The organism is Gardnerella sp. KA00771, assembly GCF_049244045.1.
Taxonomy (GTDB): domain Bacteria; phylum Actinomycetota; class Actinomycetes; order Actinomycetales; family Bifidobacteriaceae; genus Bifidobacterium; species Bifidobacterium swidsinskii.
Map to the genome: position 1 here is coordinate 491189 of NZ_CP058368.1, position 13693 is coordinate 504881.

Annotated in this window: 15 protein-coding genes; 13 read left to right on the forward strand and 2 right to left on the reverse strand. The window is 40.1% G+C overall.

Annotated features, from left to right (window positions below):
* Positions 1-120 precede the first annotated feature (120 nt).
* From HXT57_RS02200 to HXT57_RS02220, 5 genes are all read left to right on the forward strand, one after another.
* Positions 121-987 carry an exodeoxyribonuclease III gene (locus HXT57_RS02200; RefSeq protein ID WP_116440551.1) on the forward strand — a complete coding sequence of 289 codons (867 nt, stop codon included), beginning with the start codon at positions 121-123 and terminating at the stop codon, positions 985-987.
* A 156-nt stretch (positions 988-1143) separates the two neighbouring features.
* Positions 1144-1908 (forward strand): DUF3710 domain-containing protein, encoded by a 765-nt coding sequence (locus HXT57_RS02205; RefSeq protein ID WP_102703420.1) that lies wholly within the window; start codon positions 1144-1146, stop codon positions 1906-1908.
* A gap of 24 nt (positions 1909-1932) precedes the next feature.
* The gene (locus tag HXT57_RS02210) at positions 1933-2784 is read left to right on the forward strand and encodes a DUF3159 domain-containing protein (protein WP_240318290.1); all 852 of its coding nucleotides are present in this window, start codon (positions 1933-1935) and stop codon (positions 2782-2784) included.
* An 80-nt stretch (positions 2785-2864) separates the two neighbouring features.
* Positions 2865-4289, forward strand: a complete 1425-nt coding sequence (locus HXT57_RS02215) for a class I SAM-dependent RNA methyltransferase (RefSeq protein ID WP_421783658.1) — start codon at positions 2865-2867, stop codon at positions 4287-4289.
* A gap of 335 nt (positions 4290-4624) precedes the next feature.
* Positions 4625-4888 carry a hypothetical protein gene (locus HXT57_RS02220; protein ID WP_415697711.1) on the forward strand — a complete coding sequence of 88 codons (264 nt, stop codon included), beginning with the start codon at positions 4625-4627 and terminating at the stop codon, positions 4886-4888.
* Positions 4889-5013: 125 nt separating this feature from the next.
* Here the strand turns inward: HXT57_RS02220 and HXT57_RS02225 are convergent, their stop codons facing one another.
* Complete coding sequence (locus HXT57_RS02225; RefSeq protein ID WP_415697709.1) at positions 5014-6195, reverse strand: alpha/beta fold hydrolase; 1182 nt, start codon at positions 6193-6195, stop codon at positions 5014-5016.
* Positions 6196-6232: 37 nt separating this feature from the next.
* Positions 6233-6754 (reverse strand): HXXEE domain-containing protein, encoded by a 522-nt coding sequence (locus HXT57_RS02230; protein ID WP_274980780.1) that lies wholly within the window; start codon positions 6752-6754, stop codon positions 6233-6235.
* Positions 6755-6883: 129 nt separating this feature from the next.
* On the opposite strand from HXT57_RS02230, the gene HXT57_RS02235 reads away from it, so the two are divergent.
* The 8 genes from HXT57_RS02235 to HXT57_RS02270 all read left to right on the forward strand — a co-directional run bounded on the left by HXT57_RS02235 (position 6884) and on the right by HXT57_RS02270 (position 13664).
* Positions 6884-7441, forward strand: coding sequence for a TetR/AcrR family transcriptional regulator (locus tag HXT57_RS02235; RefSeq protein ID WP_004132025.1), 558 nt, complete (start codon positions 6884-6886; stop codon positions 7439-7441).
* Positions 7442-7646: 205 nt separating this feature from the next.
* Positions 7647-8552: an exonuclease domain-containing protein gene (locus HXT57_RS02240; protein ID WP_415697708.1), complete on the forward strand. Its 906-nt coding sequence runs from the start codon at positions 7647-7649 to the stop codon at positions 8550-8552.
* A gap of 297 nt (positions 8553-8849) precedes the next feature.
* The gene (locus tag HXT57_RS02245) at positions 8850-10316 is read left to right on the forward strand and encodes an RNA-binding domain-containing protein (protein ID WP_421783661.1); all 1467 of its coding nucleotides are present in this window, start codon (positions 8850-8852) and stop codon (positions 10314-10316) included.
* A 738-nt stretch (positions 10317-11054) separates the two neighbouring features.
* A complete protein-coding gene (locus HXT57_RS02250; RefSeq protein WP_004110367.1) occupies positions 11055-11348 on the forward strand; it encodes a DUF2089 family protein in 294 nt (97 codons plus the stop codon).
* On the forward strand, positions 11345-11518 hold the full coding sequence (locus HXT57_RS02255; protein WP_004110365.1) for a hypothetical protein: 174 nt from the start codon (positions 11345-11347) through the stop codon (positions 11516-11518). Before HXT57_RS02250 ends, HXT57_RS02255 begins: the two co-directional genes overlap by 4 nt.
* A 279-nt stretch (positions 11519-11797) precedes the next feature.
* Positions 11798-12259 (forward strand): hypothetical protein, encoded by a 462-nt coding sequence (locus HXT57_RS02260; protein ID WP_004110362.1) that lies wholly within the window; start codon positions 11798-11800, stop codon positions 12257-12259.
* 12 nt (positions 12260-12271) lie between these two features.
* On the forward strand, positions 12272-12823 hold the full coding sequence (locus HXT57_RS02265; RefSeq protein ID WP_076002703.1) for a hypothetical protein: 552 nt from the start codon (positions 12272-12274) through the stop codon (positions 12821-12823).
* Between the two features lie 187 nt (positions 12824-13010).
* Positions 13011-13664: a response regulator transcription factor gene (locus HXT57_RS02270; protein WP_004110353.1), complete on the forward strand. Its 654-nt coding sequence runs from the start codon at positions 13011-13013 to the stop codon at positions 13662-13664.
* Positions 13665-13693 lie beyond the last annotated feature (29 nt).

A 13693-nucleotide genomic window follows, 5' to 3' on the forward strand; every position in this document is an offset into this window, starting at 1 on the left:
ATTAATTCCGTGTTTATTGGTTGAGTAATCCATAACTTGTAATCTGTGTTGGTTGCGTGATTTATGTCTGTTGCTTAGTGGTGGAGCTGTTTGTGTTGTGTACATATTAGAGTTGATTACATGATTACAATTACGACTTCGAATTTAAACGGTATTCGTGCAGCTGAGCGCAAAGGTATGCTTAACTGGTCTGACGCGCATACTCCAGACGTGTGGTGTATGCAAGAAGTGCGCGCTCCGCAGGATGCAATCGACCCAATTATGACAAAAATTGAAATGGGATATTGTACGTCTGAAAATATCGTAAATTCTATAAAAAACGATAATTTTACTTATACAAATGAAGTTTGCCGTGTAAAAGGTCGAGCTGGAGTAGCTCTAGTTACGTCTCTTCCTGTAGTTGAAAAACGCTACGGTTTGCCTGGTTTAAGTGAGGATGTTGATTCTGGGCGATGGGTTGAAACTGACGTGCGTACCCCTGAAGGGTATGAAATTACTATTGCTTCTGTGTATGTTCATGCTGGAAATGTGGACGATCCGCAAAAAATGCAACAAAAATTCCGCTTTTTAGACACAATGCTTATACGCTTGGGGGAGCTTCGAAATATTGCAGCAAGTGGCGGAAATCAAGCGATTTTGTGCGGTGACTTTAATATTGCGCATACTTCACTTGATATTAAAAACGCTAAGGCTAATGAAAAAAGTGCAGGATTCTTGCCAGAGGAACGCGCTTATATTGATCGCTGGATTAACGAATATGAATTTGTGGACGTTATGCGCATGCTTGCAGGAGATATTCAAGGACCATACACTTGGTGGAGTCAGCGCGGTAAAGCTTTCGACAATAACGTTGGCTGGAGATTAGACTACCAGTTCGCAACTCCTGAAATTGCGGAAAGCGCTCGCGGATTTGTGATCGATCGTGCTGAAAGTTATGAGGCAAGATGGTCGGATCACGCGCCTTTAACCATAAAATACGGTGTGTGATTATTAATCACATTAACTGAAATAAATAAAGTAATAGCATTTGCTCATATGCATATTTTCAGTGCTTTGTTTATGATAATCTGGTGAAGTTGAGCAATTTACGACGATTAGCATTATGCTTATTGTTGTGCTTGTTGTTTTAAGAAATGAGGAATAATGGGTTGGTTATTTGGCCGACATGAAGAAGAAAAATCTTCAAAAGTTGAAGACAAAATCGTAGAGGTAAAAACTGGTCCATGGGATTTCAATGATGAAGATGCTCCTGATTTTAGCGATTATCTAGATTTTGGTTCAATCTATATCCCATATTTTCAAGGCATTGAGTTGCGAGTAAAAAAGCAGCATGAAACATCGCAAGTTCTTGGTATGACAGTAACTTATGGTTCTTCAAGCGTAGAAGTTGAAGCTTTTGCTGCGCCTAAAACATCTGGTATTTGGCTAGAAGTGTGCAAAGATTTGCTTGATGGTAATAGTCAAGCGTGTACAGTACAAGGCGAATTTGGTACTGAGCTACTGTTACCTGTAAAAGTTGGAGAAAAAACCATTACAACGCGTATTGTTGGCGTTGATGGTCCTAGGTGGATGCTTCGCGGAGTATTCTCTGGACCTGCAGCAACAGAGCTTGCAGATAATAATAACGAAACAAAACAATTAGACGAATGGTTTAAGGGGATTGTTGTAAATCGTGGTGAAGAGCCGCTTGCGCCTCGCGATTTTATTCCTATGCATGATCCAGTAACTAGAGAAGAAAAAGAAGCTGCTTTAAATGCAGAAAATAGCGGTAAAGATGGGGAAAATAATACGTCTGATGAAGATGCTAATAATGCACTAAAAAAAGACGATAAACCATTAGGTTACGACCAACAAGTAGAAGTAAAAACTACGCTTACACGCGGTCCAATGTTTGCTGAAATTAGATAATGCAAATAGTAGAAAGTTAATTGAATGGATTCACAAGAATCTTTACAGAAATCCGAAGAAGAGTTTTCTTCGCAAGAGTTTTCAAATGCAGTAAAACTCAACGATTCTGCGCAAACCAACGATTCTGCGCAAACCAAAAAACGCTCAGGACTAGCGACATTGGCTTCAATTGGAGCCGAAGGATCTACATTTTCTGTAATTGATTCAATGGGTGGCGTTCGAGGCGTAATCGAATCCATGCTTCCAGGCTTGCTGTTTGTTATTTGCTTCGTTGTAACACGAAATGTGCAAACAACGGTTATTGTTGCAGCTGTGATTGCTGTTTTGCAAGTTGTGATTCGTCTTATTCAAAGGCAATCGCTTATGGGAGCAATTAGTGGGCTTGTTTCCATTGGAATCTGCCTTGTTTGGGTGTGGACGAGTCACCAAGCGCGCGACTACTATATGATGGGCTTTATTACGAACGCTGTTTATGGTGTGCTTCTTGCTATTTCGCTGATTGTGCGCGTGCCTGCTTTAGGGCTTGTGATTGAGTCAATTCGCAAAATGCCTACGGAAAACTTTGGCTCGTGGCTTCACGAATGGCTCGATTATAAGCCGCTTAAGCGAGCGTATATGTATGTGACAGGATTGTGGATTGCTGTTTTTGTGCTGAGGCTCGTTTTGCAAGTGCCATTATATTTGACGAATCACGTTGTGTGGCTTGGTACCGTTCGCTTGATTATGGGATTGCCGTTCTGGGCACTCGCAATTTGGGTTTCTTACTTGATTATCGCAACGCCGTTTATGCGTCTTCACCATAAAAATCGCGAAGAAAATTATCGCGAAGAAAAGCAGATTGACGAAGATGAAAACGATGTAAATTCAGTGAAGTAAAATCATCTTAACAAAAATCAGCGTTAGAAAATCAGCGTTAGAGAATCAGCTTAACAAAACGCAAAACTAAGGGGTAGTACATGCAAGTAACGATGCGAATCGAGCGATATGCGGATCAAGGTAGATGCGTAGGTCATCTCGAAGGACGCGTTGTATTCGTGCGATTTGCCCTTCCTGGTGAGCTGGTTGTTGTGCGCATGGATGAGCCGATGCGTGCAAAAGCGCACTTTTTTACTGGCGAAGTTGTAGAAGTTTTGGAGCCTAGTGCGGATCGTGTGGAGCCGCAATGGAAGCTCGCTGGTCCTTTGGCTCAGGGCGGCGGAGTTGGCGGCGCGGATTTAATTCACGTTTCTTTGCCTGGTCAGATTCGTTGGAAGGCTTCCGTAATTGCCAATCAATTCCAGCGTTTAGCGCATATGGATGTTGCGGAAAGCGATGTTAGTGTTGAGCGCATGCCAGGGGACGAGGAGCTTAACGGGTTTAATTGGCGTACGCGCATGGAGTTGGTTGCGGATGATGAAGGGCGATTGTCTATGCGTAAGCGCGAGTCGCATGATCGCATTGCGATTGATACTATGCCGCTTGCGTCGCGCGCAGTTTTGGCTGTTGCGGATTCTTTGGACTTGTGGAATCGTTCTTTTTCGCCAAATGCGCAAATTCGTCTTGCTGTTCCAGAGCCTAGGGTTGATGGTTTGGATTTTGGTGTTTCTGGCGATAAGGCTGCGCTTCTTAGTGCGATTGGCGAAAATTATGCGCTTATAGTAAATGATGAGTTGGTTGCAGGATCGGCATTGTTGCGCGAGCGCGTGCGAGTTGCTGTTAATGAAGATTTATCTCGTGCGCGTACTTTTGATTACGATGTTGATGGGCGCGGTTTTTGGCAGATTCATCGCGCAGCTCCAGAGCATTTGGTGAACTACGTTTTGGGATTAGTTCGTTCTGCACTTGGTGGGCGCACTAAGAATACTGTTTTGTGGGATTTGTATTCTGGTTCGGGTTTGTTTACGATTCCTCTTGCGACTTTGGCTAATGTTGGCGGAGATTCTTATGGTGCTTATGATGCTGTAGGCGCTTTTGGTGCTGCTGAACCAGCTCGCGTGCTTAGCATTGAGGGTGCGCCGATTGCTGTAAAGAATGCAAGGCGAAACATTGGGCGTGCTGGTCTTAGCAGGGATGTTGTTGAAGCGCTTGAAGGCGATGTTGCGCAAACGCTTGAATCGCAGGTGTTTAAGGCGAGTAAGTCGTCTAAGATTGTTCGCCGATTTGCGCATCCTGATGTTGTTGTGTTAGATCCTCCGCGCGCTGGTGCTAAAGCTCAAGTTTGTAAGCAGATTGCGAAGTCTGGAGCAAGAAGCGTTGTGTATGTTGCTTGCGATCCGACTAGTCTTGCTCGCGATGTTGGAACGTTTAGTGAGCTTGGCTACAGCGTTCAGTCTTTGCGTGTGTTCGATATATATCCCAACACTCACCACGTTGAGAGTGTCGTATTGATGTCTAGGGCTTAATAGGTGGGTGCATTTTTGCTCTTATGTAGCAGGGTTTAGCGAGGGCTATCGTTAAAAGGTTTAATGCGTGGCAGCTTTAAGCTGGGTTCTTGTGATTTTTGAGCGCAGTTTGGCTGTTTGAGGGAACATGTCTACGCTCTAGGGTTGAGTGCACAGGATGGATAACGTACTTCGCTTGCGTTGAAAGCACACTGTGCTTTCAACTTTGAGCAAGCTCAGCGAATCGAAGTGCATTCGCGAATTATGTTTTAATCGCTCATGCAAGTCGATTCGCCACTTTGCACCCAGGGTGTGAAGTGGGAAAAATTTATGCAGAAGGGAATGTACTGTATCATATGTGGGAGAAAAAATATACGAGTCTAGTGAACAGGTTTAATACTGTAGAATCAAGGCTTAAAGAAGTCAAAGCTATTATTGTTGATAAGCAAGCAAGACGTGATGAGGTTGAATATTTTATCGAGGACTTGAAAAAGCAGGACTTGTTAACAGCGTTCGATGAAAACGTCTGGCTGAGCATGGTTGATTATCTAACCGTGCATCAAGATGGAAAGGTTGAGTTTAGCTTCCTTGATGGGAACAAAACAGAACTAAAGTGTTAAGCTTGTAGGAAATGTTACAGGGCAAAATAAAGGCACATCAGCAAGTCGCTGACGTGCTTTTTCTGTTAAAAGAGTTACATGTTGAGTATAATAGGATAGATGTACATGAGATTCTTGAAATGAATTCAATTCTTCCTAACTTCTAAATCACGCTGTTTTAAAAATGTCAACCATTGCAGTATCACATCTAAAGCCAGTTTGGCGTTTCCTAAATTGCAATGATTTCCCGCATTTTCTTTTTCAGTAAAAAGGCGAAATGTGAGAGAGTTCGCATTGGTAAGTGCGTTGATTTCTTTGCCGATCATTCGGTAATCAACGAGGTGGTCTTGGTTGGCACCAAGAATCAATACATCTTGTTCAATCATGGAGGCCACATCCATAATCTGATATTTACTCACTTTCTTCAGATAATCATAAATGCTGTCAGCTCCATAGGCGTACATTCCATGATTGACACCCCATTGAAATAATGGGTCATTCTTCCGTATCAATTTCATCATGCAAAGAATAGGGCTGAGAACGATGCGAAGATTATGTTTCAACATAAACCGAACGATAACGGCTACCTTTTTTGGTATTTGGTCGAGAACCACGTCAAGAAAGTCCGGAAAAACAGACCAAGATACAACCCTTGTAATTCTCTTATCAAGTGCAGCAGCACGCAGGGCCAGCATAGCTCCCAAAGAAACACCAATAATAATGACGTCATTCAAGTGAAAGAAATCTAATATTGCTTTGACCGGACGTTCCCAAGCATATGTAAAGTGTTTCCCTTGAACACGAAGAACGTTGCCTTGTCCAGGACCTTCAAATAGATATACATCATACCCGTGTTCAGAAAGATATAACATCAGCAAAAACATTTCCTCAAAGCATGAATCGTTACCACCGTGTAAAAGAATGGTGCCCTTACATTGTTTTTGAGTTTTTGCAACCATGATTGGCAGCATAACATCTTCATATGGAACTTGAATTATCTGGACACGTCCCTCATCGAAATAAGAATGGTAATACTCATAAAACAGTTCCGTTGCTTTTATATAGTATTCCTTGTTGCCAGGATTTCCATCAAAAAATTCGCTCATCTGGTAATATGCAATTGCCTGAGGGATTCTGTTTTGAGAGAGTGCATGATCCCCAAGGTAAATCATTTCCTGTTTCCAGCTTGTGCTGTCTGTAATCCTTTTGGCAGCCTGCATCACATCGTTTAAATCCCCTCCATCCCAAAGAATGACACGGTTAAGCTGAAAGTTAAAATTAGGATCAGGATTTAGGTGATACATACCTTGTTTAAATTCCAACTCCATGCAAAAGACCTCCTTAAAATTTGCTATTTGTGGGTAATTAAACTTCCCACTTCTTGATAAAAGTTTCAAACGATTTCATACATCTATGCAAAACAGCCACCATTAAGAGCATCAAAATAGCGCCTACTACACAACTGATCCATAATTGAGCTGTGGTAAAAGAAAGGAATTTATTTGAAATCCAAAGGATATAAAAGCAAAACGGAAGTAACGGGACTGCGGTGACCACTCCGGGTACATAGCCTTTAAATTGCGACGCCAACATACAATGCACAATCAGGTGAATGGTAAATCCAAAAAATAATCCCAGCCACAAAAAGTACCAATCAAAGATACAAGCAGAGAGCGATAAAGCTGAAATAATGAAAAATTCAATCAATACACCAATGGAAAATGACGGGGTGCTTCCCAAATCGGCAAATGGAATCTTCTTCATTTTTGTTGCTTGTATTTTTCTTTTATATTTCCGTTTCCATGCCTCCACAAAAATAATCTCCTCGAAGTCATGCAGCATAAAAATAACCGGGAACAGCCAAACAATCGTATTTATTGTATTCATAAAATTGAGCCTCCTTTATCTGTCTCACTTGTGTCACTTTCTAATTTATATTATATTCAAAAAGACATGATTGTTAATGGAAGAAGTTCAAGTGCTACAATCCCGAAAAAGTGTGACAGGAGGACCAAAATGAGTTTGGTAGAAAAGGAAAAGAATCCCATCGCTGAGCAATCCCGTCAATGGTTGATGCAGTCCTTGTTGGATCTCATGAGCCAAAAAGACTACGCTCGTATTACCGTAACAGAAATCGCCGAACATGCGCTTTTATCAAGGAGAACTTTTTATCGGATCTTTGATTCGAAGGAGCAGGTATTACAGCAATGCTTCTTAGAAAGATGTGAGGACTACATTACTTATTTTCAAAAAAACAGGCACTATACACTGGAGCAGATTGTGGAAGTGTTTTTTACCTTTTGGGAGAAACAGATCAACTTTTTGCGTCTTTTGCAGCGGAATCATCTGTTCTATTATCTGCTGGAAGAATTCAATCGGGCCTTACCTGTGATTTATGACACCGTTCGTGGAAATCAAAATTTGTACGATAGCATCTTTGAAAAGAAAGCTGCACTGCTTGTCAGTGCCGGTGCACTTTGGAATCTTCTTTCCGAATGGATGCAAATGGAAAATCGCCCGTCTCCAAAAGAAATATCTAAAATGATGCTACAAATAATTGCATCTAATTCTTGAGTTTTTTAATAGTTAATCTGATACACTAACGGTAGTAATTGCGCGAAAAAGGCTGACAAAATCTTTATAAAAAATAGTTAAAACAGCCGGTCAATTATTACAATCGACCTGTTTTTATGTTTAAGGCACTTAGCTTTCAAAATATAATGAGTATTAGAAGATAAATTTGTAAAAGCTCATTTCAATAGATGAAGGAGGTGCTTTTATGTCCAATTCAAGCTCAAATTACACTAAGCAACTCATTGATGATTACTGTGTGCTAGATACCGAAACGACCGGCTTATCTGCGTATTACGATGAAATTATTGAAATTGGTATTTTAAGGGTCAGGAACAATGAAATTGTAGATCGTTATGACCAGTTGATTAAACCAAACTTTGACATAGACGGTTTTATTACAGCATTAACAGGAATAACTAATGACATGCTGGAAGGTATGCCGTCTATCGCTGATGTGAAAACGGCTGTGCTTTCATTTATTGGTGATGACATTATCCTTGGTCATAACACCTCTTTTGATATGCGTTTTTTGAATGAGGGTTTTAAGACTCAATTGTCTAATCAGTATATGGATACGATGCAATTTGCTCGTAAACTGTATCCTGAGTTGAAGCATTACAGTCTTTCTGATTTAACTGATTATTTGGGTTTGCATAATAATGAGCATCGTGCTTTAGCTGATTGTATTGCGACGAAAGAATTATATGATGCTGTTAAAACACGCATGGTTGAGAAGAATCTAGTCATTGAAGATTTATGGCCTGCTAGCGGAAGTCACGGTGGTAAAGGGATAGATATCAAAGCAATTAAGCCTGATGAAGTGGTTGTTGATAAAGATGGATTTTTCTATAATCGGCACGTGGTTTTTACTGGTAAGCTTGAGAAAATGCTTCGCAAGGATGCGATGCAGATTGTAGTGAATCTCGGCGGTGTCTTAGATAATAGTGTGACTAAGCAGACTAACTATCTAATACTTGGGGATAATGATTACAATGCAATTCTTAAAGGTGAAAAGTCATCAAAGCATAAGAAAGCAGAAAAGCTCAAGCTTGAGGGGCAAGATATAGAAATTATTGATGAGCGTACTTTCTATGATTTGCTGGAAGTATAGTCTCAGATATAAGCCGTAAATAGTAAAAGGAATACCAAGTATTAGATTTAAAAGCGTTAGGTTAAAACTCAGAATGGAAAGTCAAAGTTTCAGAGTGCAGAACAATAGTTTCAGAGTTATAAAGGCAAAGTTTCAGAGTTCAAGGGCAAGGTTTCATTGTATCCAACACATAATGAAACTAAGATCCCGCTGAGGATGGTTTATATTCCAGTACCAAAGGACGAGGATTAGTCCTATGAGCTTATGCTGTAGCCAGCATAAATTATACGCATCAAAGATATGAAAGGGGTGAGTTATATGATACTCCCTGAAAATTTGATGAACTTGATTCGTCAGGGCGAGGGGCTGACGGTCGAATTCAAAAAATCAACAACAGATATTACGAAGGATGTCTATGATACTGTTTGCTCTTTTTCTAATCGAGATGGCGGTCATATATTCTTTGGCGTGAAGGATAACGGGACGATTCTCGGTGTTGATAAAGACTGCGTTGAACAGATGAAGAAAAATTTTGTTACAACGATCAACAATGAGAGAAAAATGTATCCGCCACTCTATTTGACTACAGAGGAATATGAGATCGATGGGCGTATTGTTCTTTATGTCTATGTCCCGGTTGGGAAAACCGTTTACCGTAATGCGGGCAGAATATTTGATCGCAATAATGAGTCGGACATCGATATTACAGATAATGCGGACATGGTTTTCAACCTTTATGCCCGTAAGCAAAGCACCTATTTTGTGAATAAGGTCTACCCTGCCATCCCGGTTTCAAGCCTTCGCCATGATCTTATGGATCGAGCAAGGAGAATGACGAGAGTGAATACTGAGCACCATCCGTGGATTGACATGACGGATGAGGAGATGCTCAGAAGCTGTGGGCTTATACTTGAGGATCCGGAAACGAACAAAGAAGGTATAACACTTGCGGCAGTCTTGCTCTTTGGTACGAATAACCGTATCATGTCCGTGTTACCTCAGCATAAGACAGACGCTATTTTCAGAGTGTTCAATGTTGATCGTTATGATGACAGGGATGTGGTGATCACAAACCTGATTGAAAGCTATGATCGTCTGATGGAATTTGGAAAGAAGCATCTGAATGATGTTTTTACATTGGATGGTGTCCAGCGGATAAGCGCCAGAGATAAAATCCTGCGTGAGATTATTTCCAACCTGCTCATGCACCGTGATTTTTCCAGTGGATATGTACCAAAGCTTGTCATTGAACGGGATAAGATTACAACAGAGAATGCGAACCTTGCGCATGGGCACGGAAACTTGAATCTGAAAACATTCAAGCCATTTGCAAAGAATCCGCCGATAGCAAAAGTGTTCCGTGAGATCGGTCTTGCTGACGAACTGGGAAGCGGTATGCGCAACAGCTATAAATACACGAAGATGTATTCTGGTGGAGAGCCTGTCTTTACAGAGGCAGATGTTTTTACGACAGTGATTCCTCTTTCTGAGGCTGCAACTGCCACGGTCGGGCCGATTACCCAAGGTACCCCACAAGTCGTCCCTCAAGATACCCATCAAGTCACCCCCCAAGATCTGGAACAAAGGTTATTGAGATTAATTGATTTTTGCAGTACACCGCGAAGTAAGCGTGAGATGATGGATTACCTTGGCCTTACGGATAGCAAGAATTTCAGAGAAAGGTATCTTGTTCCTTTGCTTAGTTCAGGAAAAATAGAAATGACGATACCAGATAAGCCAAACAGCAGGAACCAGAAATATAAAAAAGTGAACATTGAAGATTAAAAAGCGACCATTGGAGACAGAAACCATATATCGAATAGAGGAAAACGGACATTCAATGTATAGTTTTGGTTTCACAAATAGGTATGTCGAGACGATGGGATTTCGGACTTATTTCCTCAGAGTGAGTCTTGAAACGAATGTCAAATCTACGGATTTGCATATCATAGGTAGGAACATGTCCTTTGAACTTTTCCGAGAACGTATAAGGGCAAAAATCGGTGTGTTTCCGAGCAAAAACATGCTTTGACCAATTCCAGCGAACGAGCACGAATTTGGCTACACACTCGACATTAAGATGAAGCAGTCGTGCCACGTCGAGAGTGTCGTATTGATGTCAAAGGCTTAATAGGTGGGTGCATTTTTGCCCTTATGTAGCAGGGTTTAGCGAGGGCTATCGTTAAAAGGTTTAATGCGAAGTGGCTTCAAGCTGGGTTCTCGCGGTTTTTGAGTGTGATTTTGCTGTATGAGGGAAGATGTCGACGCTCTAGGGTTGAGTGCACAGGATGTTAACGTACTTCGCTCGCGTTGAAAGCACACTGTGCTTTCAACTTTGAGCAAGCTCAGCGAATCGAAGGCGTAAAACAAAAATAAGGATTGGAGTTATAGGTTAAAATTGTCCTAAGCCCCCTTTACGTCATATCTCTCATGCTCATTCTTGACAAACCCATACAACAACTTTAATATTTTTAATAAAAGTTTAATTTAATTAAAGTTTTGTAGGTTGAAGAAAGGGGTGATATGGATCATATTCCAAAATGGATGGCTAATCTCACAGATGAAGATATGTCGTTTATAAAGAACTTTGTATTATCGTCTGGATCGTTAAAAGAAATGTCGCAAATGTATCAAGTCTCTTACCCAACGATGAGAATCAGACTTAACAGGCTCATTGAAAAACTGCGCATAAGCGACAATGAACCAGAAGATCCGTTCGTTCTTTTGGTAAAGAGTCTTGCTATTGACGATAAATACGATGTTGACACAGCTCGAACACTCATAAACGAATATAGAAAAAGGAAGGATGAATCATGAGCTATGCATTATTTGGTCCGATAATTGACATTCTTATCGCACTTGCTATATGTGCTTTAGTGTTCTTTATTGCAAGAAGTCTTATTCGATATGCGCATTCTCTTAAGAAAGACGATAAGTCATCTAAGCAGTCTGCAGAAGATAAAAGAATTGCATTACAGGACTTATAAAACACAAAAATAACAAGTTATCGTGGCAGAAATTGCAAAATTAGCAAAAACTGCCACGATAGCTCCATAAATATGTCTTTATTTAAGAATGGTTCCAAAATGTAAATATTTTTAAATGTTGGTTGTTGGGAACATACAAACTACTAATAGTAAAAGTTTTTTTAAAAAGTTTTCTAAAAGCACTATCGTTAAAAATAGGTACACCTATTTGTGTAGATAAAATCTGCACGTTAGTATGTTGGTAATTTACGAAACGAGAATCACGAGGAGGTGCTTATTATGACTAATCCTTTGCGCGGTATACGAGAAGAAGATATCGTCAAGTATTTTAAAGATCACAATCTTTCAGTTGATAAGACGTATGTATTTACAATGAAATACGACCCTTGGTGGAAAGATTTAATCAAACTATTTTTGTTACCTAAATTATTCTATGTAGCGCAAGGCGTTGATGCGCGTATTGTCGCTGCCACTAATAATGAGTTTATTGTGGTTAATCCGAATGCCATTTTAGGCTCGGGTAATCTAGCTAAATTAGACGATAAGCATCTTCGTCGCATTCCGTGGAATCAACTCACTAATTTTGAAGTTATAAATAAGCCAACAACTCAAATAATTCGCTTTACTGTCAATAGTAAAACCGAAGAATGGAGTGTACCAACGGAAAGTGCTAGCGTATGGCACTTTAATGTGTACAATCTTGATAATTTGAGAAAAACAATACAATCGCACATTAAGTAAGGAGATACGGTTATGTTAAAGGTAAAAAAGATTGTAACATCACTGATTGTGACTGTTTTGTCTTTCGGATTCTTGTCAACAACAATTCCAGCTGCGGAAGCGACTGAAAATAAGTCTACAGCTATTGTACAACAGGATGTTAAGAAAATTGAACAAGAAGTTCGTTTTATTTTTGAAGAAGCTAGCAGTTATAAGAATGGCGTGGTTTCTGTTAAAGATGAGCTCCTTAAGATGAAATATGGAAAAGTAATGGCCGCATACATTGCTGAAGGTATTCGACAAGTATATACAAATGATAACCTGTTGGACGCAATCCGCGCGAATAGCCAAGATAAGGATTTTTGGTCTTGCATGGGCGGCGAACTTATAGGTTTAATTCCTGGGATGGATATTGCTCAACTGCTTTCCAGTGGTGATTTTAAAGCTTATATTGAAGGGCATGCTTGGGATAAGCTTGCTAAATTCCTTGCAAAACAAATCGCTAAATTTGGATTGAAGGTGAATGTTGCAGGTATCGTAGCATCAATCGCAATTGGCGCTGGGAAATGTCTCATTTTTGGATGAAATAGTAATAAATTGTTCACTTTTGTCATAGATTTATGATGCATGTATTGCAATTTTGTATTGCAAAATATGAAAATAATGCTTTGGCTTTATCGCACAATTACTTTGCGACAGAGCCGAAGCATTTTAATCATCATTCTAAACATCTATTGACAAGCAAATTCCAAAACAAGATATCATATATTGTATGAACACTACTTATGCAATTGTTGATAATGACACGTTTGTATTGCGATATATGCAACTTCTTTTAAAAAGTCGTTTGCCTGAAAACTTTGTTTGTGCATGGATGTGTTCTTCTGCAAAACAAGCTATTCATCGTTGCGTTACAGAAAATACTCCTGACGTACTTTTAGTAGATATGTCAATGAGAGAAATGAGTGGTGTTGATGTAATTAAAGCAATTCGCGAGCGCAATAGCAATATTGTTTTAATTGGCATTACTTCCTACATGCTGGATGAATACGTATTGCAAGTTGCTAAGTCGGGTGGTCAAGCGCTAGTGCATAAAGACAATTTAGCAGACGTAGTTGCAGCTATCCAATCGCGCGCAACGAGCTACGGGTGTCCAGAATTGCCACAATATATTGACTATTTTCACACTCCGCAAGAATCATTTAATATGATTTCTCAACTTCCGAAGACTTCAGTTTTGTCTCCTCAAGAATCGGAAATTATGCGCTTGTGTAAACAGGGGTATTCGTCAAAAGAGATTGCAGATCAGCTTAATGTGAAAGTTTCAACAGTCAACACGCATTTACGGCGTATTTATGGAAAACTTCAAGTTAAAAGTCGCATGCAGGCGCTTGCTGTGCTCGCAAAATATTCACATGACATATAACGTGTAAGAAATTAACGTGTAAAAGTAGG

What these genes read in the sequence shown, in the direction of transcription:
- HXT57_RS02230 (WP_274980780.1), bottom strand. Translation starts at nt 6,754, where the DNA reads ATGAATACAATAAATACGATTGTTTGGCTGTTCCCGGTTATTTTTATG.
- HXT57_RS02205 (WP_102703420.1), top strand. Translation starts at nt 1,144, where the DNA reads ATGGGTTGGTTATTTGGCCGACATGAAGAAGAAAAATCTTCAAAAGTT.
- HXT57_RS02265 (WP_076002703.1), top strand. Translation starts at nt 12,272, where the DNA reads ATGTTAAAGGTAAAAAAGATTGTAACATCACTGATTGTGACTGTTTTG.
- HXT57_RS02245 (WP_421783661.1), top strand. Translation starts at nt 8,850, where the DNA reads ATGATACTCCCTGAAAATTTGATGAACTTGATTCGTCAGGGCGAGGGG.
- HXT57_RS02210 (WP_240318290.1), top strand. Translation starts at nt 1,933, where the DNA reads ATGGATTCACAAGAATCTTTACAGAAATCCGAAGAAGAGTTTTCTTCG.
- HXT57_RS02215 (WP_421783658.1), top strand. Translation starts at nt 2,865, where the DNA reads ATGCAAGTAACGATGCGAATCGAGCGATATGCGGATCAAGGTAGATGC.
- HXT57_RS02200 (WP_116440551.1), top strand. Translation starts at nt 121, where the DNA reads ATGATTACAATTACGACTTCGAATTTAAACGGTATTCGTGCAGCTGAG.
- HXT57_RS02225 (WP_415697709.1), bottom strand. Translation starts at nt 6,195, where the DNA reads ATGGAGTTGGAATTTAAACAAGGTATGTATCACCTAAATCCTGATCCT.
- HXT57_RS02235 (WP_004132025.1), top strand. Translation starts at nt 6,884, where the DNA reads ATGAGTTTGGTAGAAAAGGAAAAGAATCCCATCGCTGAGCAATCCCGT.
- HXT57_RS02270 (WP_004110353.1), top strand. Translation starts at nt 13,011, where the DNA reads ATGAACACTACTTATGCAATTGTTGATAATGACACGTTTGTATTGCGA.
- HXT57_RS02240 (WP_415697708.1), top strand. Translation starts at nt 7,647, where the DNA reads ATGTCCAATTCAAGCTCAAATTACACTAAGCAACTCATTGATGATTAC.
- HXT57_RS02255 (WP_004110365.1), top strand. Translation starts at nt 11,345, where the DNA reads ATGAGCTATGCATTATTTGGTCCGATAATTGACATTCTTATCGCACTT.
- HXT57_RS02260 (WP_004110362.1), top strand. Translation starts at nt 11,798, where the DNA reads ATGACTAATCCTTTGCGCGGTATACGAGAAGAAGATATCGTCAAGTAT.
- HXT57_RS02250 (WP_004110367.1), top strand. Translation starts at nt 11,055, where the DNA reads ATGGATCATATTCCAAAATGGATGGCTAATCTCACAGATGAAGATATG.
- HXT57_RS02220 (WP_415697711.1), top strand. Translation starts at nt 4,625, where the DNA reads ATGTGGGAGAAAAAATATACGAGTCTAGTGAACAGGTTTAATACTGTA.